At 52.4% G+C, this 23,825-nt stretch carries 22 protein-coding genes; 11 read left to right on the plus strand and 11 right to left on the minus strand.

Annotation, left to right across the window (positions count from 1 at the left end; all coding sequences use genetic code 11):
* Nucleotides 1-78 precede the first annotated feature (78 nt).
* Nucleotides 79-684 carry a rhodanese-like domain-containing protein gene (locus ACQ4M4_RS16460; RefSeq protein ID WP_430685528.1) on the plus strand — a complete coding sequence of 202 codons (606 nt, stop codon included), beginning with the start codon at nt 79-81 and terminating at the stop codon, nt 682-684.
* Between the two features lie 344 nt (nt 685-1,028).
* Here ACQ4M4_RS16460 and ACQ4M4_RS16465 read toward each other — a convergent pair whose 3' ends face one another.
* Nucleotides 1,029-2,504, minus strand: coding sequence for a DUF4335 domain-containing protein (locus tag ACQ4M4_RS16465; RefSeq protein ID WP_430685529.1), 1,476 nt, complete (start codon nt 2,502-2,504; stop codon nt 1,029-1,031).
* A gap of 190 nt (nt 2,505-2,694) precedes the next feature.
* A complete protein-coding gene (locus tag ACQ4M4_RS16470) occupies nt 2,695-3,279 on the minus strand; it encodes a DUF3038 domain-containing protein (protein ID WP_430685530.1) in 585 nt (194 codons plus the stop codon).
* A gap of 749 nt (nt 3,280-4,028) precedes the next feature.
* Between ACQ4M4_RS16470 and ACQ4M4_RS16475 the strand changes: the two genes are divergently transcribed.
* Complete coding sequence (locus ACQ4M4_RS16475) at nt 4,029-4,568, plus strand: cyclic nucleotide-binding domain-containing protein (protein ID WP_430685531.1); 540 nt, start codon at nt 4,029-4,031, stop codon at nt 4,566-4,568.
* A 62-nt stretch (nt 4,569-4,630) separates the two neighbouring features.
* Here the strand turns inward: ACQ4M4_RS16475 and ACQ4M4_RS16480 are convergent, their stop codons facing one another.
* Together ACQ4M4_RS16480 and ACQ4M4_RS16485 are read right to left on the minus strand one after the other, a co-directional pair.
* Complete coding sequence (locus tag ACQ4M4_RS16480) at nt 4,631-5,080, minus strand: hypothetical protein (protein ID WP_430685532.1); 450 nt, start codon at nt 5,078-5,080, stop codon at nt 4,631-4,633.
* A 5-nt stretch (nt 5,081-5,085) separates the two neighbouring features.
* On the minus strand, nt 5,086-5,490 hold the full coding sequence (locus ACQ4M4_RS16485) for an NIL domain-containing protein (protein ID WP_430685533.1): 405 nt from the start codon (nt 5,488-5,490) through the stop codon (nt 5,086-5,088).
* A gap of 280 nt (nt 5,491-5,770) precedes the next feature.
* On the opposite strand from ACQ4M4_RS16485, the gene ACQ4M4_RS16490 reads away from it, so the two are divergent.
* Nucleotides 5,771-6,388 carry a thioredoxin family protein gene (locus tag ACQ4M4_RS16490; RefSeq protein WP_430685534.1) on the plus strand — a complete coding sequence of 206 codons (618 nt, stop codon included), beginning with the start codon at nt 5,771-5,773 and terminating at the stop codon, nt 6,386-6,388.
* Between the two features lie 272 nt (nt 6,389-6,660).
* Here the strand turns inward: ACQ4M4_RS16490 and ACQ4M4_RS16495 are convergent, their stop codons facing one another.
* Both ACQ4M4_RS16495 and ACQ4M4_RS16500 read right to left on the minus strand, forming a co-directional pair.
* Nucleotides 6,661-7,347, minus strand: coding sequence for a tetratricopeptide repeat protein (locus tag ACQ4M4_RS16495; RefSeq protein ID WP_430685535.1), 687 nt, complete (start codon nt 7,345-7,347; stop codon nt 6,661-6,663).
* A 38-nt stretch (nt 7,348-7,385) separates the two neighbouring features.
* Complete coding sequence (locus ACQ4M4_RS16500; RefSeq protein ID WP_430685536.1) at nt 7,386-7,958, minus strand: hypothetical protein; 573 nt, start codon at nt 7,956-7,958, stop codon at nt 7,386-7,388.
* Nucleotides 7,959-8,225: 267 nt separating this feature from the next.
* On the opposite strand from ACQ4M4_RS16500, the gene ACQ4M4_RS16505 reads away from it, so the two are divergent.
* Nucleotides 8,226-8,648: a GNAT family N-acetyltransferase gene (locus tag ACQ4M4_RS16505; RefSeq protein ID WP_430685537.1), complete on the plus strand. Its 423-nt coding sequence runs from the start codon at nt 8,226-8,228 to the stop codon at nt 8,646-8,648.
* 141 nt (nt 8,649-8,789) lie between these two features.
* Complete coding sequence (gene tatA / locus ACQ4M4_RS16510) at nt 8,790-8,969, plus strand: twin-arginine translocase TatA/TatE family subunit (protein WP_430685538.1); 180 nt, start codon at nt 8,790-8,792, stop codon at nt 8,967-8,969.
* A gap of 143 nt (nt 8,970-9,112) precedes the next feature.
* Here the strand turns inward: tatA and cphA are convergent, their stop codons facing one another.
* Nucleotides 9,113-11,893: a cyanophycin synthetase gene (gene cphA / locus ACQ4M4_RS16515; protein WP_430685539.1), complete on the minus strand. Its 2,781-nt coding sequence runs from the start codon at nt 11,891-11,893 to the stop codon at nt 9,113-9,115.
* Nucleotides 11,894-12,329: 436 nt separating this feature from the next.
* Nucleotides 12,330-13,253 (minus strand): cyanophycinase, encoded by a 924-nt coding sequence (locus ACQ4M4_RS16520; RefSeq protein ID WP_430685540.1) that lies wholly within the window; start codon nt 13,251-13,253, stop codon nt 12,330-12,332.
* A 212-nt stretch (nt 13,254-13,465) separates the two neighbouring features.
* Here ACQ4M4_RS16520 and trmD point away from each other — a divergent pair, with 212 nt between their 5' ends.
* A complete protein-coding gene (trmD, locus tag ACQ4M4_RS16525; RefSeq protein WP_430685541.1) occupies nt 13,466-14,188 on the plus strand; it encodes a tRNA (guanosine(37)-N1)-methyltransferase TrmD in 723 nt (240 codons plus the stop codon).
* A gap of 105 nt (nt 14,189-14,293) precedes the next feature.
* Complete coding sequence (locus ACQ4M4_RS16530; protein WP_430685542.1) at nt 14,294-14,977, plus strand: SDR family oxidoreductase; 684 nt, start codon at nt 14,294-14,296, stop codon at nt 14,975-14,977.
* Nucleotides 14,978-15,077: 100 nt separating this feature from the next.
* Here ACQ4M4_RS16530 and hemH read toward each other — a convergent pair whose 3' ends face one another.
* Entirely contained in the window at nt 15,078-16,241 is a 1,164-nt protein-coding gene (hemH, locus tag ACQ4M4_RS16535) for a ferrochelatase (RefSeq protein ID WP_430685543.1), read from the minus strand.
* 226 nt (nt 16,242-16,467) lie between these two features.
* Here hemH and ACQ4M4_RS16540 point away from each other — a divergent pair, with 226 nt between their 5' ends.
* A complete protein-coding gene (locus ACQ4M4_RS16540) occupies nt 16,468-16,647 on the plus strand; it encodes a hypothetical protein (protein ID WP_430685544.1) in 180 nt (59 codons plus the stop codon).
* Nucleotides 16,648-16,658: 11 nt separating this feature from the next.
* Nucleotides 16,659-17,843 carry a site-specific integrase gene (locus ACQ4M4_RS16545; protein WP_430685545.1) on the plus strand — a complete coding sequence of 395 codons (1,185 nt, stop codon included), beginning with the start codon at nt 16,659-16,661 and terminating at the stop codon, nt 17,841-17,843.
* Between the two features lie 153 nt (nt 17,844-17,996).
* Here the strand turns inward: ACQ4M4_RS16545 and ACQ4M4_RS16550 are convergent, their stop codons facing one another.
* Nucleotides 17,997-18,179: a hypothetical protein gene (locus tag ACQ4M4_RS16550; RefSeq protein WP_430685546.1), complete on the minus strand. Its 183-nt coding sequence runs from the start codon at nt 18,177-18,179 to the stop codon at nt 17,997-17,999.
* Between the two features lie 87 nt (nt 18,180-18,266).
* Between ACQ4M4_RS16550 and ACQ4M4_RS16555 the strand changes: the two genes are divergently transcribed.
* Together ACQ4M4_RS16555 and ACQ4M4_RS16560 are read left to right on the plus strand one after the other, a co-directional pair.
* On the plus strand, nt 18,267-20,648 hold the full coding sequence (locus ACQ4M4_RS16555; RefSeq protein WP_430685547.1) for a filamentous hemagglutinin N-terminal domain-containing protein: 2,382 nt from the start codon (nt 18,267-18,269) through the stop codon (nt 20,646-20,648).
* A gap of 169 nt (nt 20,649-20,817) precedes the next feature.
* The gene (locus ACQ4M4_RS16560; protein ID WP_430685548.1) at nt 20,818-22,350 is read left to right on the plus strand and encodes a calcium-binding protein; all 1,533 of its coding nucleotides are present in this window, start codon (nt 20,818-20,820) and stop codon (nt 22,348-22,350) included.
* Between the two features lie 193 nt (nt 22,351-22,543).
* Here the strand turns inward: ACQ4M4_RS16560 and ACQ4M4_RS16565 are convergent, their stop codons facing one another.
* Nucleotides 22,544-23,092 (minus strand): hypothetical protein, encoded by a 549-nt coding sequence (locus ACQ4M4_RS16565; protein ID WP_430685549.1) that lies wholly within the window; start codon nt 23,090-23,092, stop codon nt 22,544-22,546.
* Nucleotides 23,093-23,825 lie beyond the last annotated feature (733 nt).

A 23,825-nucleotide genomic window follows, 5' to 3' on the forward strand; every position in this document is an offset into this window, starting at 1 on the left:
AGAGCGAGGAATAAAAGTTGATGCTTTCTTTACACTTTAACTGATACATGAGAAAAGACCATAAGGAGACATCACATCATGATGGATAACAATCCGATTAATCCAGAAAATATGAACCCCGAAACCATTGAAAGCAATGCACAGCAAGCTCACGATGAGTTCCAAGCTGCCCACGAGCGTGAAGAAAATGCTGTGGCAAATGCCAAAGATGGGTTTAAGGAAAACGTAGCCAACAAAGCACCTGTTCCCACACCAACTGCTTCCGTTTCAAGCTCCCGAGTTTCAGCAGTTGAGGTCAAAACTCGGCTAATGTGGGGTGAACCTGGCCTCACCATTTTGGATGTGCGTGATTTGGCATCTTTCCGTAGCCGCTGTATTCAGGGTGCGATGAGCGCTCCTATCGATACCTTGCCCGACAGTATGCAAGATAATCTGGCTACCAAACGCGATATTTACGTTTACGGTAGCAGCGATGAAGAAGCGTCGAGAGCTGCTCAAATGCTACGGGATGCAGGCTTCCTGAAGGTTGCCGTGATTGAAGGTGGCCTAGAGGCATGGGAAGCCATTGGTGGTCAGCGAGATGGAGCCAACTCCCAGGATGAGCCCGGCCCTGATGCTTACAACGTTGTTTCTCGCTTGAAAGCGTTTTCTGAAGAGCGCCAGAAAGAGAAGCAGATGCAGTAAAATGATCGGTCCGAAGGGAGGCTGAGTTCTTCCTGGAGTTGTTCTTGATTAACGTCAGTTTTGGTTAAGGGCTTTTGTGAGGTTTGCGCGCCGCGCAAACCTCACAAAAGCCCATTTTTGCGTGCGCAATACGCACGCAAAAATGCCCATAATCGAAACAGACATTAGGTTTAACGCTGAGTCACAAAGCTCGTCGCTACCGATTTCGCTGCATGTATGTCGGTCGAACTGAGTTTGAAAGTAGGATCTTAGTAATGTTCTAGATATGTGTATGTGTGGGTAGAAGGCGGCTCCACCGCCCTTCTACCCACACATACACAACTGTGAAACACAACCCAGGAGCGCTAATTGAGCGGTTCTAAAAAGGTTTGAACACTGCCGTTGGGGGCTAGCACGACTCGGATTAAAGACTCTTGTCCGGTTGGGGTTGGCGACACGAAAGCTTCGCCGATTAGAGGCATTCCGGTACGGTCAATATAAGTGCCTGCAACCTGGCCCAATGGAACGATTTGCTGTACGGTGCCATCGGCATTGACGAGTACGCGATATTCCAGGGTTTGGTTAAGGGCTTCGGGGGGTTGCCAACGCTGCTGAAAGTAGCTTTCGGCTTCGGCCAGCTGGGGATTGGTATTTGTGCGAGGCCGAAATGTAGTCGTTGGCTCGGCGGCGGCAATGCTAGCATCTGCTGGGGCAGAGCCACCCGCTTCCGCAGAGGCAGCGTTCTCTGGGGTGCCTAGCCTCGTAGATGCAGCATCTGGATTTAAGTCACCTTGGGTAAAAGGCTCAAGCTGGCGGGCTTGAGAAGGTGAGGCTGCCTGTAGGGGGGCGGGTCTGTTTGCTGGGGCCAGTGCAACTTGATTTTGAGGAGTTGGGACGGCTTGGGGTTGGGGGACTGGTTGCCGTGGTGCTTGGGCAAATCCTCCAGGTTGTTGGCTGGGGATGGGTCGCAGGTTGCCAGCCGGTGGCTGCACTGGTTGGGGGACGGGAATACGGGTGCCGGGCGGTGGCAAGGGTGGGAAGCCGTTGGGAGTAGGGGTGGCCTGTGCTGTTTGAGGTGGAGTTGTGTTGGCGATCGCCCCATTTGCAGGAGTTGACTCCAGTCGGGCTGATTGGGGCGCGGTTTGTTCACTGGTTGCAACTGTGGCCGTTGGGGATTGGCTAATATCCATCACAAACTTGGTGACGCCGCCCGTCACGCCCAAGGCAAGCACCAGCACCGCAGCGGCCCGCATCCAACCAACGCGGCTGAGGCTGCCAGAGCGCTCTGCCCCAGGCAACGCCATGGCCTCGGCTGCATACTCATCGAGCGCATTGGCCAAGTCAAATAGTTGGGTTGCACTCAGCCGAACCGAAGCGGGAACATCGCCAGTGGCGAGCGATCCGAAGTGCAGAATATGAGACAACAGCCCCACGGGCTCTAGCCGAATGCCTGTAAACGAGGCCGCAGGAGCCACAGCGGTACGCCCTGCCATGGCCATTTGGGGTTGAGGGGCTTGCAGTGTGGTGGGCTGGTGCTCGGTTGCCAGCAGGGTGCTGGTGGGCGATAGCTGTCGCAAGGCTGGATGCGATCGCGCCGCATCTGGTTCTAGCAATTGCTGCACATAGATTCTCACCGTATCGCTGAGGGCCTCGAGCTGGGTGCGATCGCCAGATACCACAATCTGCTGATGGTCAGGCAATTTGGGGTCATCCAAACTGAGGCTAAACCGGAGGTTTTTCATCACCGTCCGATCCGTCCAGCTAGACAGCGCAGACCGTGCAGCCGCAATTTCGAGGGTGCAGGTCGGTGGAGTGTATCGACGCAGAACGGAAGTGGACATGGGCTAACAACTAGGTCAACAACGAGTAAAACAACAGCGAATGAACTGGAACTGGGATAGAAAATTTGCTTGCTTGAGCCTGTCTAGGCTGATATTAATCAGGGCAGAGCAGGCAATCGGGGCAGAACGAGCAATCGGGGCAGAGTAGACAAATTTTGTGAGCAATACTGAGAGGCGATCGCCAGCTTGATTATTTCGCTCGATCGAGCAAGGCCAACCAGAGCCGCCGCGAACCATTGGGCGCACTATAAAACAACAAATCAATCAACAGTTTAAGAGACAAGTAGGTGAGTTGGTCTGGAGAAGAATGCTCATCTTCTTCCATCCGCTCTTGATAAGTGTTGTTAAAGTTATCGATGTAGTCGCCTAGTAGAGCGGCTTCATACGGAGCACGATTTTGTTCTGTTAACTGCTCCAACAACGTAACAGCACGACGGATTAACTCCTGTTGTTGCTTTGCCAAATGGCAAATAATCATCACAAGCGATCGCGCCTCCTCAATATCCATCCGTTTGCGCCCTTGCCCCTTGCGTAAGGGACTCGACTGCCGCAATCGCCAGAGTGCTACTCGGTCTGCCACCACCTCCGTCAGCTTCAGCTCTTCTGCTGCACGCAGCATCGCATCCGAACCAATATCTGCCAGAGCCTCTAGAGCGAGCAATATCAAATCCAAATGCGCTTTGATATTGTCAAGCTGAGCCGCATCGGGTTGGTAAGCCAACGGCAGCTCATCTTGGGGCTGGTATGACGTGGGTAACTTGGCGATCGAGGGCATAACTCTAGATTAAGAGGGAACGGCAGCAGGATGGGGTTGGTTACGAGTCTTGAAACAAGACTGTTCAATGGTGCTATCAGTTGCAGACCGGCGCGACTTGTGGTTTCAACCATCCTGCGAAAGCTGATGCTTGTTGTGAGAGAACCAATCGCGAGAGCGGGTGTGCTCAGCCAATGAGCACTGGTTCAACCTTTGCTACTGGTGTATCACAGGAGCTGTAACGATAGAGCGACGATTGTGCCAGACAAAGAACCACTGTACCGAGCGGTTCTGAAATGAACCTGGGGCGACCGAGAGCTGGGACTCGCTGTGGAATACGAACGATCTCGCTTGTGGCTTAAAACGTAGCGTCACACGAGCCGCACCGTTTTAGATAACCCCTAACCAGCGAAAAGTACCAACACACAATTGTATCTATAGCTTCGCTTTCGTGTGTTCTATCTCTGTTATGAAATGCATAGGTTTACAGGCCAGCCTGAGGTCGCAATATCCCCAAGGCCAAGTCAAGCCAAGCATCGTGGGGACTTTGGCTTCGGTTCCAAATTGCAGAGCAGCTTGCTTTGTCTTTATCATTGTGTAAAGCTCAACAAAATACTCCTTTATCCTGCGGATTACCGTTGTAATGATTTGGTAATAAAAGATAGTTGGGGTTACGAGCAGGGGCCACAGGCTCTTGGTGTTCAGGGTGCGTTAGTGATCTCGTAGCGAACTGGTCTGAATGGCAGACTCTACACTAGGGACGTGGCGCAATGAAAAAAGTTTTGTTTTTGCTGGGAGAGCTCAACGATGCCGATTTGGATTGGCTCGTTGAGGTCGGTAAAAAAGAAGAAGTTCCAGCGGGTACGATTCTCATTCACGAGGGCCGCCCGGTCGATACGCTGTACATTTTGCTAGATGGAACGCTTGTGGTTTCGATTTCGGCACTAGAAGGTCGGCAAATTGCTCGCCTGTCTAGCGGGGATGTTGTGGGCGAAATGTCGTTTATTGATTCACAACCGCCTTCTGCAACCGTACAAACGTTGGAAAATTCTATGGTTTTGGCGATTCCGCGATCGCTCCTCTCTGAAAAACTACAGCAAGATGAAGGGTTTGGCTGTCGGTTTTATCGAGCATTGGCGATTTTGCTATCGCACCGATTGCGCGGCACTGTTAAAACGATGGGTGCCCCGGTTGGGTCCGCGGCTGATGCGGCCAACCCCGACGCCCAAACTCCGGTTGAGCCGACATTGCACGTGGCCCAGCGCCGCTTTGAGCGATTGCTGAATCAGGTCGAAACGGCATCGTCGTGAGGATGCTTGACGCAACGGGATGGATGGCTGTGCGTGCCATTCGTGCTAGAACAAGCCTTGCATTAGCCAACGACGGTGGGGGCAGGCAGCATAAATGTGGCCGTCCAGCCTACGGCCAAGCCCAGTGCTGATACCACGGTCAAAATAAAAAGCGACTGCCAGCGATTGTACCCAGCATTTTGCAAATCCAGCCGGGCCAAGGCTTCGGTTGCCAGGACGAGCAAAATGTATTCAAAAACGCTATACCACACCATCGCAAACACAATGGATATGGTGAGCAGCAGAATGATGGAGAAGTAGCCTAAGTCCGACTTGATCCAACGCCAGAGAAAGCCGCGTAACCCTTGTGACCATGTGGTGAGCAAGAGGGCTTGTCCCAACGCGAAAATGGCTACCATAATCCATGCGAGCTTGGGCACGGTGAGGTTGTATAACAGCCAGCTAAAAGAGCTATAGGCTCCTAGCAGCAGCAGTAGTGAAATGAATGGGGCCGCTTTGACAGAGATGTTCACGCTGGTTACAAGTTGGTAGAAATGGCTTGAACCGGACAGGTTGGAATACACTGCTCGCAGACAATACAGCGCGATCGCGTAAAGTTGAGCATGAAGGTATCAGGACGTAGGGTGAGGGCTTCGGTCGGGCATACACCTGTACATAGGCCACAGTGTACACACACATCTTCGTCAATCAAAATTTCGCGGCTTGAGGTAGAGAGTTCAATATCAAGCGATCGCAACCAGTCCAATGCGGCATCGAGCTGGTCAATATCGCCCGACAGCTCCACCACTAAAGTCCCAATTTGGTTAGGAGCCACCTGAGCGCGAATAATATTTGCGGCAACGTTGAAATCCTTTGCGAGCCGATAGGTGACTGGCATGTGAACCGAACGTTTTGGGAAGGTCAGCGTAACGCGTTTTTTCACAGAAGTGGCACCAAAAACGACGCATGAATCACGAGGGCAGTGCAGCAACCCGGCTGCAGCACTGCTGACTGCGATCTCTGCCAGATCTCAATTGTAGATCTGGTGTAGATCTGGGGATTTGCCGCGATGTAGACTGAGCGCTCTCGTAAGTGAGCTGAGCTGTAAGAAAACCCGTGTAGGGCTTACAGGTTGCGCTGGCGATTGAGCAATTTCGATCCAAAATGGGCTGTCGCTCGTTACCCTAGATTGTAAAGACTTCTGCTGGTATCGATTGGTATCTATGGCTGAAAATTCTTCTGATTTGACGGTTGGTTCGAGCGCTTCTTCCGCAGCAGCGCAAACCAGCGGTGCAGAAACGCGAATTCGAAATTTTTTGATTGCTATGGTGGCGATCGCCCTGAGTGTGGCTATCTTTTTTGGGTTGAATACAGAAACGGGAACCGGCAGCTTGGAAGCGTTAGCGACTGAAGCGACTCCGTTGGAAGTGGCTCAGCAAAACGATAAGCCTACGCTGATGGAGTTTTATGCCAACTGGTGTACCAGTTGTCAGGCAATGGCAGGCGATATGCTAGCCCTGAAACAGGAGTATGGCGATCGCATCAACTTTGTCATGCTCAATGTGGACAATAGCAAGTGGTTGCCCGAACTACTTAACTACCGGGTAGATGGCATTCCACACTTCGTATTTATGACGGCGGATGGGGAAGCGATCGCCAACATTATTGGTGAAATACCGCGCCCAGTTATGGCAGCAAATTTGGATGCGATCGCCACTGGTGCCGCCCTACCCTTTGCCAAAGCGAGTGGTCAAACTTCCAAAGTGGATGCTCCAATTGCGCCAAAATCCAGCGCAGGCGATGACCCTCGTAGCCATGGTGCTCAAGTGCAGCCCGGTTAATCCCTGCCATCTCAACATGCTGATCACGAGACCTCCGACACCCATCGCTGCTTGAAGCATGGTTTTTGAACGATGGAATGTTGTGTGGCTCTGCTGCACAACATTCCATGCAGAAAGTCTTGTGATAACTCGGGCAACCTCCAGACGACTCTTGCAGTAAAAAATTGGCCTTAGAATCACAGGTTAATGCTCATAGCACCAACGCCAGATCTGCCCATCGGGCAGATCTGGCGTTTTTAACGGGATGGGTTGAGGGTGAATTGAGAATGCGTCTAGGGTTGCTGCTCGTAATAGCTCGCTTGTTCGCGCAGGCTCGTGGCTTGTTCGATGTTGCCTTGGCGCTCGTAAAGGTCAGCGGCGCGCAAGTAATGCTCGACAATGGCGCGAGATTCATCGGGTTGGAGACGGGTGGCCTCGGCGTAGATGGCCTCGGCCAAATCGAGGTGAGGGGCGGGCTGGTCGGGATCTAAGCGTATGGCTTCGCGCAAAGAGGCGATCGCCCCAGCATAGTCTCCTTGCTGAAATTTGGTGCTGCCATCGGCATAGGCAAAGTCGTAGGCAGTGGCCTCGCGAACTCGTACGGTATAGGTACCGCCCTCTCGCCCAAAGGCTGTGCGCGCCACAATGGTGTACGCCCCGGTAGCAGGGAGCCGTACCACAATGGTGGGATCGGGACTCCGTCCATAGTCCTCATTGCTTGCAACCTCGGCTCCGTCAGGGCCACGCAGCACCAGCGAACCGTCAAACGCCGCATCCGCCATAAAAATAGCCACCGCTTGATTGGCGGTGCCGTTAAATATATGGGTACTCTCTTGAGGCTTTAGATTACCTGTCTGCTGCAAAATAACAGCATCGGCTGACTGGGCTAAACCAACGGTGGGTGTGCCGAGCATGCCACCCAAGACAGCGACAGCAACCCAGGCTACAGACTGAACGTTTCGAGGCAACGGCTTTCGCATATAACGGATTCCTAATTAAACGAGAGGGGGAGTGTGGTTTAGCACCCAGCGTCGCCAGCAACAGGAATCTCCACCACGGCTGAGCCTTGCTCAACGCGGACGGTTCCCTCTCGAATGGCAACCGATTCAATTTCTCCCCGTTCACCCAGTTCTACATTGGCTGTGACGGTGATTCCGCCATTTTGACTGACAAATGTTTGAGAGGTGCGTTGACCATAAAATTCTTCACCACTGGCGGCAGTGCGGTTAAAGCGAACATCTTCTCCGTTAATGCGCATGATCATGGAGTCGTCATCCAGGCCGTTCAGCAAAATAAAGCGGCGATCGCCAGCACTCGCTGTTGACTCTTCGGCGCGCCACAGCGTCATGCCGCAGCCTGCTGCATCTAGCCGCGCGATATCGTCAAAGCCGTAGTCACCAATTTCGATCGTGTTGCCTTGGGCGGTGTTGCCAGTGGCGGATGGAGCGGTGGGCTCGCTGGTCGGGGTGGCGGTGGCAGTGGCGGTGGGTGGCGTGGGTTCGGGGCTGTTGCCAGCGGTGGGCGTTCCATCACAAGCGGCTAACAATCCAACAGTTGCGGCGATAACGAGGGTATAAGCAAGCTTTTTCATAGGGCTCCTCACATTGATTGGGGCTACTTCTTCAGTCTAAAAGCCGCACTCAACAGCATATGAGACGTTACAGATTTTGTAATCAATCGTGGAACCGTGCGATGGTGCTCGATAGGTGGATTGGGGCAGCTTGGGATTGGGACAGCTTGGATTGGGACACCTCTGTTGAGCATGGGTTGCCAACGAGCGTCGCTGGCAACGGGTTCGACGATAGACTAAGTGGATAGAAGCCTAAGGGGATAGACATGAGGGAAATGAGGTGAACTCATGGCTGCGATTGAGTTTCGCGATGGAAAAGATTTAGATGTAGATGCGGTGATTGAGCTGTATGTGGCCTCAACGCTGGGCGATCGCCGCCCCATTGACGATCGCTCTGTGATGGCGGCCATGGTGCAGAATGCCAATTTGGTAGTGACTGCATGGGATGGAGCGCAATTGGTGGGCATTGCGCGATCGCTCACGGATTTTGTCTATGTGGCTTATCTGTCGGACTTGGCGGTACGGCAATCGCACCAGCGGCAGGGCATTGGCATTCAGCTCGTTCAAAAAACAAAGGAACGGTTGGGCGATCGCGCCAGCTTGATTTTGCTGGCGGCACCCCAGGCCATCAACTACTATCCCAAGATTGGCTTTACCCAGCATCCCAGTGCGTGGGTTTTGGATGCAGCAGGGCCGTTTCCGGTGCCATAGAGCGATCGCCAAGTTTCTGAAATGCCGATACGACGATGGTGGCTGGCTCATCTTCACGGAAGGGAGATTTTTTCTGAGTGAAAATTGGCAGTCGAACTCCCGTTGTATAGTTGAGGGAAGGATTTGCAACAGGAGTGTTCCATGCTGTTTGGTTTGGGCTGGCCAGAAGTGACGGTCATTGGAGTCGTGGCGTTGCTCATCTTTGGCCCCAAAAAGATTCCAGAGCTAGGCGGAGCGCTTGGAAAAACGCTGCGTGGCTTTAAAGAAGAAATGAACAAGCCTGATGAGCTAGAGGAGTCGGATACGGATACGGAAGGCTAAAGAAGGCGATCCCACGTCTTCAATTTGCATCAGGCGAACTGGATTCCATCATTAAACGGGGCACTAGGTTTATAACCAGTGCCCCGCTTGGCTTGGATTCACGATTTTTGCCAATCTCTGCAAATGATGTACCCCGAGTCAGTTTAGGCACCGGGCACGTATTTTTCTAGCTCCGAACTATCTGGGGTAGAGCCGTTTGTTGTGCTAGGGCTGCTGGGCGGCTCAATAGTGCTGGCCACAACCTCTCCGGTAACGGCTTCTGCGGGAGCTTCCGACAACTCCACAGATTGAAGGGCGATCGCCTCATCTAAGGGGCGTCGTGCCTCAATCAGTTGGATAGCGCGCCGTACGCTTTCAGGCAAAATCACTACAAGCCCATTCTCTTGAGCTTGATCAAGTGCAGTATTGATGGCTTCTGTCTCGTTCAGAATGATCTCGTAGCGCATGTTGGGCTGAATTTGGCGAATTCCTTCCACAATCAGTCGGGCAGCATCGCCTCGGGGGCGACCGCGGGTGTCGTCATCCTCTTTCACCAAAATTCGGTCAAAGATGGCGGCTGAAAGGCGACCCAGGGTAATGAAATCCTCGTCGCGGCGATCGCCAGGACCCCCGACAACGCCGACCCGCTCGCCATCCCAATTCTGCACAAAGCCTCCCAGCGCCTCGTAGCTGTGGGGATTGTGGGCGTAGTCCACCAGCGCATGAAACGAGCCTAAATTGAACAAGTTCATCCGTCCCGGCGTTTGATTGGCCGATGCCTGGAACGTCGCCAGCGCCATGCGAATAGCTTCAATGCGGACTCCCTGCGCAAAGGTCGCTAAGCAGGCCGCCAGCGCATTGGCAATCATAAAGGGAGCCTTGCCGCCCATCGTCAAAGGCACATTGGCCGCCTGCTCAATGCGCAGCGTCCAATCTCCTTTCAAAATAGAGAGATAGCCATTCTCATACACCGCTGCGAGTCCGCCCTGTTGCGTATGACGCTTCAAAATCTCATTATCGGGACTCATCGAGAAGTAGGCCACTTGCGCCTTCACCCGTTGAGTCATAGCCGATACCAGGGGATCGTCTGCATTCAAAACCGCATACCCATTGGGGCTGGCGGTTTCGGCCACCACACTCTTCAGGTGAGCGAGTTCTTCCACGGTGTCAATATCGCCAATTCCTAGGTGATCCGCCGCCACATTCAGTACAACGCCGATGTCACACTCCTTAAAGCCCACCCCGGAGCGCAAAATGCCACCCCGTGCCGTTTCCAAAACGGCCACCTCGACCGTGGGATCTTGCAGGATCACCTGAGCACTCTGGGGGCCGGTGGTGTCCCCTGGTTCCACCAGGTAGTCCCCAATGTAGATGCCGTCGGTGGTGGTAAAGCCCACGACTTTGCCCGTCTGCTTGTAAATGTGAGAAATCAGACGGCTGGTGGTGGTTTTGCCGTTGGTTCCTGTGATCGCCACAATGGGAATGCGGGTGGGGGTTCCCGGCGGAAACAGCATGTCTACGATCGCCTCTCCCACATTGCGGGGTACGCCTTCGCTAGGCGAAAAGTGCATCCGCAGACCGGGAGCTGCATTCACCTCAACAATTACCCCATCCACTTCCCGCAGGGGCCGGGAAATGTCTTCGGTTACCACATCGATCCCTGCGATATCCAGGCCAATGGTTTTGGCAGTGCGCTCGGCAATCCACAGGTTTTCGGGGTGAATTTCATCGGTGCGATCGATGGCAATGCCGCCTGTGCTCAAGTTTGCCGTGGCCTTGAGGTAGCACCGTTGGCCTGCGGCTGGAATGGTGTCTAAGGTTAAGCCTTGGCGCTCCAGGATTTGAAATGCCGCCCGATCCAGCTCAATTTGCGTGAGCACGTTGTCATGTCCGGCACCCCGTCGGGGATCGCTGTTGGTGGCTTCAATTAGCTCCAGGATGGACGATGTGCCGTCCCCAACCACATGGGCCGGAACTCGCTCCGCCACGGCTACTACTTTGCCATTGACGACCAAAATGCGGTGATCGCGTCCACGGTAGTAGCGTTCTACAATCACAGCCTTGGTTTTGGAGGCTTCTTTGGCGGCGTCGTAGGCTTCTTCTGCGAGTTCCCAAGTGGTGATGTTGATGGTGATGCCGCGACCGTGGTTGCCATCCAGCGGCTTAATCACGATGGGATATCCACCAACGTCTTCAATGGCCTGCTCTAATTCATCGAAGTAGTAGATAACGGTGCCGCGCGGTACGGGAATGCCCGCATCTTGCAGCATGCGCTTGGTGCCTTCTTTGTCGCTGGCCAGCTCCACACCCAAAATTCCGGTGTTGCTAGACAAGCTGGCCTGAATGCGCTTTTGGTATACGCCGTAGCCCAACTGAATTAAGGCACGAGTGCTCAACGGCATCCAGGGAATGCCTCGATTTTCCGCTGACTGTACAATGTTTTCGGTGCTGGGACCCAAGGCTGCGTCTTGAGCAAATTCGCGCAGATCGGCAAGGTCTTGCTCCAACTCTTCGGGCGAATAGTGACCCGTTTCAACAATGCTTTGGCATAACCGAACGGCGGCACGGGCAGCATAGCGTCCGGCCTGCTCGTCTACGTATTCAAAGACGACTTGATAAACCCCAGGGGTGGAGGTTTCGCGGGTTCGGCCAAAGCCGACGGGCATTCCCGCTAAGGTTTGCAGCTCTAGCGCAACGTGCTCCACGATGTGGCCCATCATGGTGCCTTCCTGTACCCGACTAAGGAATCCACCTCGGCACCCTGGCGAACAAAAGTGCTCTACAAGGCTGGGCAATACTTCCACCAACCCGTCGTAGAATCCCGAAATCTCGTTAGAAGGGGTATTGGCGATCGCTTCCAAATCGAGACGCACAAGGATGAGATTGGTGTAGCGAATGCTCCAATAGTTTGGGCCTCGCAGGGTCTGGGTTTTAAGGATTTTCATAGCGAATCAAACTCAGTCAGTTGGGGAGCAGAAACAGTGGCGCAATAGTCTAGTTTCAGATCTGTCAGATCCTACAAACCGTTCGTGGTGAACAATTTCTTCCAAGTCTTGTTGGTCTCATCCCGACTTTTGTGAATATGAAAGCCATGTAGAACCTGTGGGATATGGATTTGGCGGTTTACTGGATCCGACTTAACTAAGGCACTGAATAAAGGCTGAGTGAATGAAAACTAGGCTGAAAGTCAGGAATTTCGAGAGGGAACGAATCAATGCCTGTCACGGTCGAGCTGGGTTGAACCTAGAACGTCAGTATGCAGGCTGGAATTGGCGAAGTGCCTCAAACGGTTGCACTTGCTATTGAAGCAAACTGTGGGATGGGTAAACGACTGCCTAAGTAAATAAATTGAGCGTTGCAGGATGAATGAAAGGATGCGATTTAGTGGGTGCTTGGTAAGATGACCCGCTTGTAAAAATCGTAGCGATCGCCATGGCTGAGGATATGAATTCGCATGTTGTGGATGCTGAGGGGATCGCTGGTACCCACATCGGCCTGATTGGTGTAGGAAATTTCGCCCGGATCGATGATGGTGACAGTCCCTTTGCCCAAGACCCGAAATGTACCGTCGGCCTCGAACATGGCGCAGGTGTCTTCATCAATGCCAATGCCCAATTTATCGGGATAGGCGGCGATCGCACTCATCAGCCGTGCCATGCGATTGCGGTTATGGAAGTGTTGGTCTACCAGCACTTCAGGGATGATGTTGAGCCCTGCCGTTAAATCCACCAGCGATCGATTGGGCGACTCGCCACTGCCGCCACCGGCAATCATGTGCTGGCCCATCACCGCTGCGCCTGCGCTGGTGCCCGCCAGGGTAATTTCGCCCAGCTGTGCCCGCAGCCGAATTTTTTCCATAATGGGGGTATCGGCCAACAGCCCGCACAACCGGAGCTGATCGCCGCCAGTCAAGAAGACGCCTGTGCAGTCTTCAATAAACGAGAGCCAGCCTGAATCGTAGCCATGCTCTCGATCTTGAATGTTGACGATCTCGATGGTCTTGGCGCCCATGCTCTCGAAGATCTCTTGATACCGATTGCCAATGACAGCCGGCTCGCGAGAGGCCGCAGGGACAATTGCAATGCGGGCGTCGCTGCCACCCGATCGCGAGAAAAACGTACTGAGAATTAAGCGACCATGAACTTTGTCTTCTGCTCCGCCAATCACTAAAACGGAGGTGTTGGTAGTCTGAGGCATCCTTTGACGCAGGGATGTGGGTTCTGTTTGCAACATCGTGTCTGGTTTGAACGGGCGGATCAAGAACTGCTTTAGCAACTCTGTCATGCTATAGCTACGCTCGTTCATAAAAAAGTCGGTTGTATGAACCTAAATCTAGTACAGTGGCGATCTAGCAAGTCTACCCAACCAGCTTGCCCCGTAGGTTTCAGAACCAATGGCGTAGCCAAGGCAAATCAGAAAATCTGATAAAAGAATCTTAAACGTCTAGGCTTAATTATTTAAGCACAATTACAGATTGAATCATCACCCATTCTCTTTTGAGTTACCATTCCTTGAACATGAATCCGGTTCGCGATGGCTTTGGTCTGCGGTTTGATATCGTGACCCTGTTTCCCGATTTTTTTGAGTCGCCGTTGCAGTCTGGCTTATTGGGCAAGGCGCTGGCAAATGCGATCGCTCAGGTGCATTTAACCAATCCGCGTGACTTTACCACCGATAAGCACCGCAAGGTGGATGACGAGCCCTACGGAGGTGGCGTTGGCATGGTGATGAAGCCAGAGCCCATTTTTGCGGCGGTAGAGTCTTTGCCTGTGTTACCCCGGCGCGAGGTGCTGCTGATGACGCCTCAGGGCCAGCCGATGAATCAGCCGCTGTTTCAAGAGCTATCGCAAAACTACGACCAGCTCGTGCTGATTTGTGGCCATTACGAAGGGGTCGATGAGCGGGTGCTGCACTTGGTGACGCGGGAGGTATCTCTGGGAGACTTTGTGCTGACCTGTGGCGAGATCCCGGCGCTGGCGTTGCTGAATGGGGTCATTCGCCTCTTGCCCGGAACGGTAGCCAAAGAGGATTCGATTAAATATGACAGCTTTGAGGACGGGCTGCTGGACTATCCCCACTACACGCGGCCTGCCCAATTTCGCGATATGGCGGTGCCCGATGTGTTGCGATCTGGCAACCATGAGGCGATCGCTCAATGGCGACGACAGCAGCAAATGGAACGTACCCAACAGCGCCGCCCTGACCTGTGGAAAGCATGGCAAGCCCAGCACCAAGCCTAGTTCTCAACTGGGAAAGCCCAGCTAGCCGCAGCGCTTAGTATGAATGCAAATTGCCCATCCCAAGGAGCTGGGTGTGCAACTTCAAATGTTTTAGGATTGAGGGTGATGACGAAAACGATTGTGATTACGGGAGTGAGCCGTGGTTTGGGACGGGTGATGACGGAGGGCATGATTGCGGCAGGACACACCGTGTTGGGCTGTGCGCGATCGCCCCAAGCCATTGCCGAGCTTCAGCAGCAGTACGCGGCACCGCACGACTTTGCAGTGGTGGATGTGGCCAAAGATGCCGAAGTTAAGGACTGGTGCGATCGCCTGGTGCAGCGTTACGGTGCGCCCGACCTGGTGGTGAATAACGCCGCCATCATCAACGAGCTGGCTCCACTGTGGGAAATCCCAGTGGATGAATTCGATCGACTCATTGATATCAACATCAAGGGCGTAGTGAACGTGATTCGGCACTTGGTTCCGGCGATGGTGGCCCAGCAGCGGGGAATTATCGTGAACTTTAGCTCTGGCTGGGGCCGATCAACGTCGCCGGAAGTGGCCTCCTACTGTGCCTCCAAATGGGCCATCGAAGGCTTGTCTCAGGCGATGGCGCAAGAATTACCTGCCGGAATGGCGGCGATCGCCCTCAACCCTGGCATCATCAACACGGACATGCTGCAAATTTGCTTTGGGGATGACGCATCGGCCTACCCCAAGGCCCAAGCCTGGGGCAAGCGGGCGGTTCCCTTTTTGCTCAAGCTCACCAGTCGCGACAATGGGCGATCGCTCACTGTGCCTAGCTAAAACGCCAAGCTTGGGAGCGATCGCCCATCGTAATCCATGTTCAATGATTTATGTTCAATGATTCCTGCTCAACTGATCAGCAGTTGAACTAGGGGCTAGCCTATAGCAGACCCACAAAGTGCAGCGGCCCCTGACCGCTAATCAGCTCCACCAACAGGGCAATAAAGCCCAGCATTGCCAAGCGACCATTCCAAACCTCGGCTGCCGGAGATAGACCCCATTCCCAACGCTCTGGTGGGTAGATCTTTACCTTCTTCTCAGGACGAGCGATTTGGTCGAGGGTGACATTGGGGGAATTCAGAGCATCCACAACCATATCGGCCAGCTCCCCAATAAAGATGGGATGAGTATTGAGGGCAGGAACCCGCTGGAAGTGATGAATCCCGGCTTCCTCTGCGACTTCTCGATACTCAATATCAATCTCTTGCAACGTTTCGATATGTTCTGAAACAAAGCTGATAGGTACGACGACCAATTCTTCAATTCCACGCTCTGCCAATTCGGCGATCGCATCTTCGGTATAGGGCTGCAACCATTCCACCGGGCCAACTCGGCTTTGGTAGGCCAGAGTGTACTCATTGGGGCGATTAAGAGTTTGCATGATGAGCTTGGTGCAAGCTTCAATTTCCTGCTGGTAGGGATCGCCTGCCTCTTCCACATAGCTCACCGGCACCCCGTGAGCACTGAAAAAGATGTGTGCCTTGTCAGGCTCGGCTAACTGATCCAACTGTTGAGCAATCAGGTCGGCCATGGCTTTGAGATAACCAGGGCGATCGTACCAGGATGGAATGAGGGTGTAGTCAATGCGTTGTAGGTCAGGATCTTCTTCCCACAGATTTTGCAGCAAGCGGAAGCTAGAGCCACTGGTGCTAATGGAAAACTGGGGATACAGCGGCAAGATTACCAACTTTTCAATGCCGTCGCGCTTAATGCGAGCGATCGCCTCCTCGGTAAAGGGCGACCAGTAGCGCATACCAATGTATATCTGCACATCCTGTCCGCGCTGTTGCAGGCTCTCTTGTAGGGCTTGGGCTTGCTCTTCGGTAATGCGACGCAGCGGAGAACCACCGCCAATCTGCTTGTAATTTTCTTGAGATTTACTAGCTCGGGTTGAGGCGATGAACCAAGCCAACGGCTTTTGCAGCCACGTAATTGGCAAGCGAATGATCTCTGGATCGGAAAACAAGTTGTAGAGAAACGGACGGACATCTTCTAACTTGTCCGGTCCACCCAAATTCAGCAATAAAACGCCAACTCGACCCATAGTGGCTACCGCTTCCCCATATCTCTTAATATTTGTTACTGATTTTAACAACTATTCTTGCAGATCAGCGACATGACCACACAAGTTTTCTGTCTCAAAATCTTGCCTTTGCGATCGCTCTAGCCAACCCAGCGCTCTAATGCTTCGAACGTAAGTACTATAAAGATAATGGGTGGGTTCAGCGATCTTTCGATAGGCAGATTTTTTTCCAAGGCGGTATAGAGCTATGACCCCTGACTTAGCGATCGCATTGCAGCGATGGTTTGGGCGATCGCCATACCCCAGCCCCACGTGCTCCCCAATCTCGTTGCATTGCGCCTACAATGCTCCAGCACCAGCTTGGTTCTGGGCGGCTGAGATCAGCATTGGACCTCAGCGATCGCTTGGCAAGCTCCAAATGTTGTAAGTGATATGTCCATGTCCGATGTGTCTGCCCTCGATCCCAAGCTTGAGCAAGTCAACCAGCGACTGAAGGCCGCGCGCATGGGCTTGCAAATTGAGCGGCGGGGCTCCAAGTTGAACTTGCGGGGAACGTTACCCCCTCGGCCTGGTAGCCATCGGTTGCGCCCGCATCAGCAGCGGCTACGGCTCGATCTGCCCGCTACGGCGGCTGGGCTGAAGCAAGCAGAACAAGAGGTGAAGGTGATTGCGGCTAAGCTCATTCAAAAAACCTTTGATTGGCGTGACTACCTAGATATCTCCGGCGGTGGTCGGCTGATTCAAATGGATTTGCCGCAAAAAGTACAGGCCTTTCAGGAGCACATGCTGGCCCATCCCAAACGGGGCAGCAACCCCGGTTCGGTACGAACGACTTGGGACAAAGCCTACGCTCCTTACCTGAACAAGCTGCTGCACATTGCGGGCGATCGCCCAAACCTCAGCTTGCCCGAAGCCATTTACCTAACGGTTCAAGACACTGCGGCCCACACCCGCAGTCGCCAGGTGTGCTGCACCGCCATGAGCGCATTTGCCCAATTTTTGCACCTCGATTTACCCATCGACCTCAAAACTTACTGGGGCGACTATGGCACTGCCAAAACGCAGAAACGAGACTTGCCCACCGATGACGAGATTCTCAACTTCTGCGATCGCATCCCCAATCCGGCTTGGCGATTTGTGTATGGAGTCATGGCCACTTACGGTTTGCGTAACCACGAAGTATTCTTTTGCGACTATACCGCCCTCAAAACTGGCGACCCCAAGGGCGTGATTGAAGTTCTGGAAACTACCAAAACGGGCAGTCATCAAGTGTGGCCCTTCTATCCCGACTGGGTAGAGCGCTTTCAACTTCGCGACGTGAACTTGCCCCCGCTCAACACTGACCTGACTGAAACAACCCTTCAGCGCATTGGGCAGTTGGTGTCTACCCAGTTTCGTCGCTACAATCTCCCCATTTCGCCCTACGATTTGCGCCATGCTTGGGCGGTGCGTACCATTCACTTGGGGATTCCCGACACCGTTGCCGCCAAAATGATGGGCCACTCGGTTGCCATTCACACACGCACCTATCATCGATGGATTACCGGACGAGATCAGCAGCTTGCGGTAGATGCAGCGATGATGCGGCTGTCCAATCGATCATCGGCTCTGCAATCGGAATGAAGATGTCACCAAACTTCCCATCGGAGCGAATAGACCTCCTGCACAAATCGGTTGCATGAATTGTTCGCACAAGTTATTGCGCAGCTCCGTTGTGCAACGATGCATCCTTCCCAAAACGCCATGCGTGCAGGAGTCTTGAGGGTTTAGGCAGGTTCAATATTTCGGACTCGTATCGTTGGAATGGGTTGTGGGATGTACCAGCTCTAACGTGTAACACCGCATCGTCTGAATGATAGTGATGATGGTGTTGTGTATGTAGTTCATATCGCTATCGATGAGCCTGACTTGAATAACTGTACCCGTTTGTGGAATGCCAAATTTAATTGGCAGTGCCATGATCTGAATATATATACGTGAATGATTCATGAACACGCTCGGGTTTAGGAGTTCAAGACCGTGAGCCGTTTGTTGTGGTTTCACATCATGGCTAGATTGTGTGGAATGAGTGTATGGAGTGGATTGTTTCTTCATTCATGTGCGATCGCGCAGATTGTTCCTGATACGACGCTACCTGTTCCTTCCAGCGTGGTCACGAGCGATCAGTCCATCCTCATTCAAGCGGGTACGCAAGCTGGAGAAAATCTATTTCATAGCTTTTCCGAATTTTCGATCCCAAATGGTATGACGGCCTCGTTTCAAGTGATGTCTCCAGAGGTGCAGCGCATTATTGCTCGGGTGACTGGTGGTTCGCTTTCCAATATTTACGGTGTCTTGGAAACGGTGCAACCGAACGGTACCGTCAGCAATGCAGATTTGATTTTGATGAATCCCAATGGAATTGTTTTTGGACCGAATGCAACGCTGAATGTGGGTGGGGCTTTTTTGGCGACAACTGCTAGCCAAATAGAGTTTGCAGATCAGGTTCAGTTTCGGGCCAATGGAACACAGTCGTCGTCGTTGCTGACGGTGAGTGTGCCGATGGGGTTGCAGTTTGGGCAGCAGGCTGGGGCGATCGCCCATTCCTCGCAGGCTAACCTCGACTTTGATCCAGAAACGGGCGATATCATTCACGGTGGGCTGAGTGTACAACCGGGCAGTACCCTGGCGCTCATTGGCAATGGGCTCACCATGAACGGCGGCACGATGACGGCCCCAGCCGGACACATTTATTTGGGGTCGGTTGCGGCGAACTCTACCGTAACCATGCAACCTCAGGCTGGTGGCTGGTCGTTTGAGTATGGAGCGAATTCGGCACCGCAGTCGATGCAGTTCTCGAATGGGGCGATCGCCACAACGAGCGGCAGCAATGGTGGCTTCATTCACCTGTATGGCAGCCAGATCGACCTGGCAGACGGCTCGCAACTGCTGGCAGCGACCCGTGGCGATAGCAATGGAGCGGGCATCCACATTCAGGCCAATGCGCTCAACCTCAACAGTGGGGCAAAAATTAACACCACAACGACAGGGGAGGGCAACAGTGGCGATATTCAAATTGATGCCAGCACAGTACAGGTGCAGAACGGCGCTCAAATTTTTGCCAATACTGATTCGAGTGGAGATGGAGGCGCGATCGCCATCACCGCCGATTCGATTGTGCTGGATGGCACCTCCGCCAATGGGAACGGTAGCCTCACAGGCGTATTTACCCAAGCTCAGGCGGCGGCAACAGGCAGCGGTGGGCTCATCACCATGCAAGCTGGGCAGATTCGTTTGCTCAATGGTGCCCAAATTAACACTCTAACTCAAGCCCGAGGCCATGCTGGCAGCATCGTCCTGCAAGCCAATACGATTGAAATCGACAGTGCGTTATCCACTGCAGAACCCAATGCCTACCGCAGTGGGCTATTTGCCAATATTCAATATGGGGCATTTGGCGATGCGGGCAGCATCGATATCGTGGCCAACACGTTACTACTCAACGACGGAGGGGCGATCGTTGCGGGCACCGAGGGAAGCGGGAGTGCCGGCGGCATTTCGATCAACGCCCATGAAGTGACCGTGCAAAACAACAGCATCATTTTCATTGGTAGTGTGAATCCCAGTGGAGATGCGGGAGCCCAGGGACAGCTCACCATTCATGCGCACAATTTGGTGATGCAAAATCGGGGGCGGCTTTTTGCCAGTACGGTTGCGGGCGATGGGGGCAATATTGTGCTGCATCTAACGGGAAACCTGTTGCTGCGGCATAACAGCGACATTACAACAACGGCAGGTTTGGAGCAAACGGGCGGCAATGGGGGCAGCATCACCATTGATGCGGCATTTATCGTCGCTGTGCCATCCGAAGACAGCGACATTACCGCCAATGCCTATGTGGGAAATGGCGGCGATATTGCAATTCAGGCGTTGGGGATTTTTGGGATTCAGCCCAGTTCGCAGGCGTTGCCCCACAGCAGCGACATTACGGCTAGCTCAGATTTGGGGACAAACGGGCTGATTACGATCAACGGTTTGGAGTTTGATTCAAGTGCGCTGGTGAATTTGCCTGCCGATGTGACGGATGCCACTCAGCAAATTGCTCAGGGATGCGGCAACCGAGGGGCGATCGCCCCATCCCAACCAACCGCCAGCGAATTTGTCATGACCGGGCGAGGAGGCTTGCCCGCAGCGCCGAGCGATGTGCGCAGCGCCAGCATACTCACCCGTTGGAGCAGCTTGGCATCGGGCAATGCACCAATTTTGCAAGCCCAGCCCACCGGCACACACACTAGCCTTGCTCAGCCAACGGTTCTGTCTGGTTCGGCAAATGGGCCTCTGGTAGAGGCTCAGGGTTGGTATACAAACCGCGCTGGAGAAACGGTACTACTGGCAGAACTGCCAACGCCCGCCCTTGCTCAACAGCAAGCCCATCATTCCTGTTCCTAATTCACCCGCACTTTCATGCCATGCACCATTGTCCAGTTCAACCCGATTGGAAGGGCGATCGCGCGTTCATTTCGGCTTGGTTTAGAACAGCAACCTCAACGAGCGGCTGTATTGACCATTTGCTCTCATTCAACGACGGGAACCTATTTGGAATTTAGAGGAACAAACCATGTCTAAGTCAATTATCTTCACCTTGCCGGACGACATCCTTTTGCAACCCTTAGCGGCTCCACAAAACATTGACATCTTTTATCAAGACGGAGACGTGACTCCGGTTCCTGCGCTACATCCGCAATGTACCAATGCTGCAGATATACGGAATTGGAGCATTTTTGCAACCAACATTACGGCCAACGCAGGCGGAGGGAATGACATCATAACAGGCGGAAGCGGTAACGATAAGTTGTTTGGTGGAAATGGCAACGACAACATGTATGGCGGTGCTGGAATTGACACCCTGGTTGGTGGAGAGGGAGCCGACACCCTAACTGGTAATACAGGTTCCGATAGGCTGTATGGCGGGGTCGGCAACGATCAGCAAGGGCCAGACAACACCCCTGGAACTATCCCTATCCCTCAATTGGTTTCTCAACAGCCAATTGCAGTTCCACTGCTGATCGATACCGATACGGACAATGCCAATGATTATTTGGATGGTGGAGAGGGGAATGACTACCTGAACGGTGGCTTTGGCGCAGACACCATGATCGGCGGATTGGGAAATGACACGTTTGTGGTGGGTAATCCGAATGATGTGGCATTTGAACTAGCCGGACAGGGAAACGATACCGTGATCACCTACGGAGATATTACGTACACGCTGCCAAACCATGTAGAACGCATTGAAGTGCATGGGAATAAGCAAGTAGGAGCAAATCTAACCGGAAACGCATTAACCAACATCATGAAGGGTGCCAATGGCAACGACTCTGTTAACGGAATGAATGGTGATGACATTCTGTATGGGCTGAGTGGCAACGATACATTGGATGGCTGGAATGGCAATGATGACCTCTATGGTGGAGCCGGAAATGATCAGCTATGGGGTTACTTTGGCCAGGATTACCTGAATGGTGGTGGTGGAAACGATACGCTGCGAGGTGAAAGCGGTAATGACGTGCTCGATGGCTGGAACGGTAATGATGTCATCTACGGTGGATCGGGAAATGACTCAGCCTTAGGATATGCCGGAAACGACACCGTGTATGGAGGGTCAGGCAATGACACGCTGTTAGGCGAAGCCAACAATGATGTGCTGTTGGGTGAAGCTGGGGCTGATTTGCTGGTGGGTGGTTTGGGAAATGACACGCTCAACGGTGGTAGCGGCAATGATGTGCTGAATGGCTTCACAACGTCCAATACTGCCTACAACGCTACAGCGCAAGTGGATTACTTAACAGGTGGCACGGCTTCCGATACGTTTGTGTTGGGAAGTGCGGCTGGGGTGTTTTACTTCGAATCTGGTAATGGCCACGCCATTATTCAAGACTGGGTTGCCGGAGTTGATAAGATCCAGGTTGCAAGTTCGACGACCGCCGGTGGAGGGCTTTACACGCTGCAATTTAAGGTTGTGGACGGAATTGGGACTAGTGCGATCGATACAGAGATCTATTTCACCAATACCTCGGGTGTCAAGGATCGTATTGGCATTGTCAAGGATTCAACCAGCGTTAGTTTGACGGAGAGTTTCATCTTCGTTTGAGCATCGTTGCTGTATAGCATCTGTGTACAACGATGACGGCTTCCAGACAAGCTTTTGGAGAACTTCCAGGCAAGCTTTTGGAGAACTTTTGGAGAAAGTCATTGTGCAGGAGGTGAACGGTTGATGGCTAGAGCAAAAGTGTGTTCATCCAAGCTTGCGCCCTGTTCAAATCGCTGTATGGCTAAAACATGTGTTACTTGGCTCGGTATTTGATTAGCAAATCATCTAATGTTTTTTTGAGTTCTTCTGTTTTTTGGTAGATGTGATTTTCAAAGTCAACTGGCCATTCCGTTTCTGGTAATGCTTTCACATGGTTAGGAAGGTATGGCTGATCCGGTCGTGTGCAATACATTCCCCAAATCGTCGTTGAGGTCATAAATTTGATGAATTCGGGTGGATATTCTGCTCCATCAATTAAGTGAGCTTTGGTTTTAAGAATAGTTGTGATCTCATCATTCTGTTGCTTAAACAAATGAATCACATCCTGATTGACCTCCGTTAAGTTTGAATAGAGCCAAATTGGATAAATTTTGGAAGTGAGCTTCAAAGAGGCATAAATTGGGCCATAAAATTCTTCAATCTGTCGTCTTCTGTATTCTAGGTCGGCTTCAGTCAGCAGGGTTTCTTTGTGGAGCGCTTTTTGCAACCCTGTTTCAATAACTTTCTCTGCTGAAAACTTTAGAAACGTTCCTGCGCCCAATGCGCTCGCTAGAAAAACACCCAATATTTGCAGTAAATCCATCCAGCAAACCTCCACAGTTCTATCGGCTTCCAAGGGGATGATTTGGGTGGTGTGGACTTCGCCTACATGACCCAAAACTATTCTTAAAATGCCACTATGGATAATTTATGAATGATTTTACTCTTCTTTGAACAATAAGATTTTTTGCTGAATGTAATGGTTGTGCAATGTTGCATCCTGGGATTGAAGTGAATGATCGGAAGATGATTTGATACTTCAATGGATGCTCAAGTTTTAAGTACCTCGATACCATTAAACCCAGACCCTAAAACTGTGTGCCGCCCTCTGTACATGCGGCACACAGTTTTGGGGTTTATGCTTAATGATGGCTGCTTGCTTATCTTTCTCTTTTTAGATATTCCAATTCCAATTGCCTTTGGTCGGTAGTAATCAACCTCAGTAAAAATGACGACTGTTGGTGCTGGTGTTGGCATAGCCCTTTTCTCGACCGTTCACCTTTCGTTTTCTCAAGATTGGGTATTTCGTTCACAGATCCCGATCGCCAGTCATTCATGTCTGGCATAAGTTGCATGTCTGGCATGATTAGCATGACTTGTCTTGTTGCGCATCGGTTCGATGTCCTATGCTCAGTACGTTATTTGTACAGAATGTGTTTTCAGTTGTAGGTGTTGAGTCGTGGAGTCCTTTAACTGTTAGCTGCATGAGCATGGAGGGAACTCTGTTTTCAATATCGATTATCCGAAATGTCGATTATCCGATCTAAAGAGAATTT

The sequence above is a fragment of the Leptolyngbya sp. AN02str genome (genome assembly GCF_050565595.1).
Classification (GTDB): Bacteria; Cyanobacteriota; Cyanobacteriia; order Elainellales; family Elainellaceae; genus Kaiparowitsia.

Bases quoted from the DNA above. Each gene is read 5' to 3' on its own strand.
- ACQ4M4_RS16460 (WP_430685528.1), top strand. From the start codon at position 79: ATGATGGATAACAATCCGATTAATCCAGAAAATATGAACCCCGAAACC.
- ACQ4M4_RS16465 (WP_430685529.1), bottom strand. From the start codon at position 2,504: ATGTCCACTTCCGTTCTGCGTCGATACACTCCACCGACCTGCACCCTC.
- ACQ4M4_RS16470 (WP_430685530.1), bottom strand. From the start codon at position 3,279: ATGCCCTCGATCGCCAAGTTACCCACGTCATACCAGCCCCAAGATGAG.
- ACQ4M4_RS16475 (WP_430685531.1), top strand. From the start codon at position 4,029: ATGAAAAAAGTTTTGTTTTTGCTGGGAGAGCTCAACGATGCCGATTTG.
- ACQ4M4_RS16490 (WP_430685534.1), top strand. From the start codon at position 5,771: ATGGCTGAAAATTCTTCTGATTTGACGGTTGGTTCGAGCGCTTCTTCC.
- ACQ4M4_RS16495 (WP_430685535.1), bottom strand. From the start codon at position 7,347: ATGCGAAAGCCGTTGCCTCGAAACGTTCAGTCTGTAGCCTGGGTTGCT.
- ACQ4M4_RS16500 (WP_430685536.1), bottom strand. From the start codon at position 7,958: ATGAAAAAGCTTGCTTATACCCTCGTTATCGCCGCAACTGTTGGATTG.
- ACQ4M4_RS16505 (WP_430685537.1), top strand. From the start codon at position 8,226: ATGGCTGCGATTGAGTTTCGCGATGGAAAAGATTTAGATGTAGATGCG.
- tatA (WP_430685538.1), top strand. From the start codon at position 8,790: ATGCTGTTTGGTTTGGGCTGGCCAGAAGTGACGGTCATTGGAGTCGTG.
- cphA (WP_430685539.1), bottom strand. From the start codon at position 11,893: ATGAAAATCCTTAAAACCCAGACCCTGCGAGGCCCAAACTATTGGAGC.
- ACQ4M4_RS16520 (WP_430685540.1), bottom strand. From the start codon at position 13,253: ATGAACGAGCGTAGCTATAGCATGACAGAGTTGCTAAAGCAGTTCTTG.
- trmD (WP_430685541.1), top strand. From the start codon at position 13,466: ATGAATCCGGTTCGCGATGGCTTTGGTCTGCGGTTTGATATCGTGACC.
- ACQ4M4_RS16530 (WP_430685542.1), top strand. From the start codon at position 14,294: ATGACGAAAACGATTGTGATTACGGGAGTGAGCCGTGGTTTGGGACGG.
- hemH (WP_430685543.1), bottom strand. From the start codon at position 16,241: ATGGGTCGAGTTGGCGTTTTATTGCTGAATTTGGGTGGACCGGACAAG.
- ACQ4M4_RS16540 (WP_430685544.1), top strand. From the start codon at position 16,468: ATGACCCCTGACTTAGCGATCGCATTGCAGCGATGGTTTGGGCGATCG.
- ACQ4M4_RS16545 (WP_430685545.1), top strand. From the start codon at position 16,659: ATGTCCGATGTGTCTGCCCTCGATCCCAAGCTTGAGCAAGTCAACCAG.
- ACQ4M4_RS16550 (WP_430685546.1), bottom strand. From the start codon at position 18,179: ATGGCACTGCCAATTAAATTTGGCATTCCACAAACGGGTACAGTTATT.
- ACQ4M4_RS16555 (WP_430685547.1), top strand. From the start codon at position 18,267: ATGGCTAGATTGTGTGGAATGAGTGTATGGAGTGGATTGTTTCTTCAT.
- ACQ4M4_RS16560 (WP_430685548.1), top strand. From the start codon at position 20,818: ATGTCTAAGTCAATTATCTTCACCTTGCCGGACGACATCCTTTTGCAA.
- ACQ4M4_RS16565 (WP_430685549.1), bottom strand. From the start codon at position 23,092: ATGGATTTACTGCAAATATTGGGTGTTTTTCTAGCGAGCGCATTGGGC.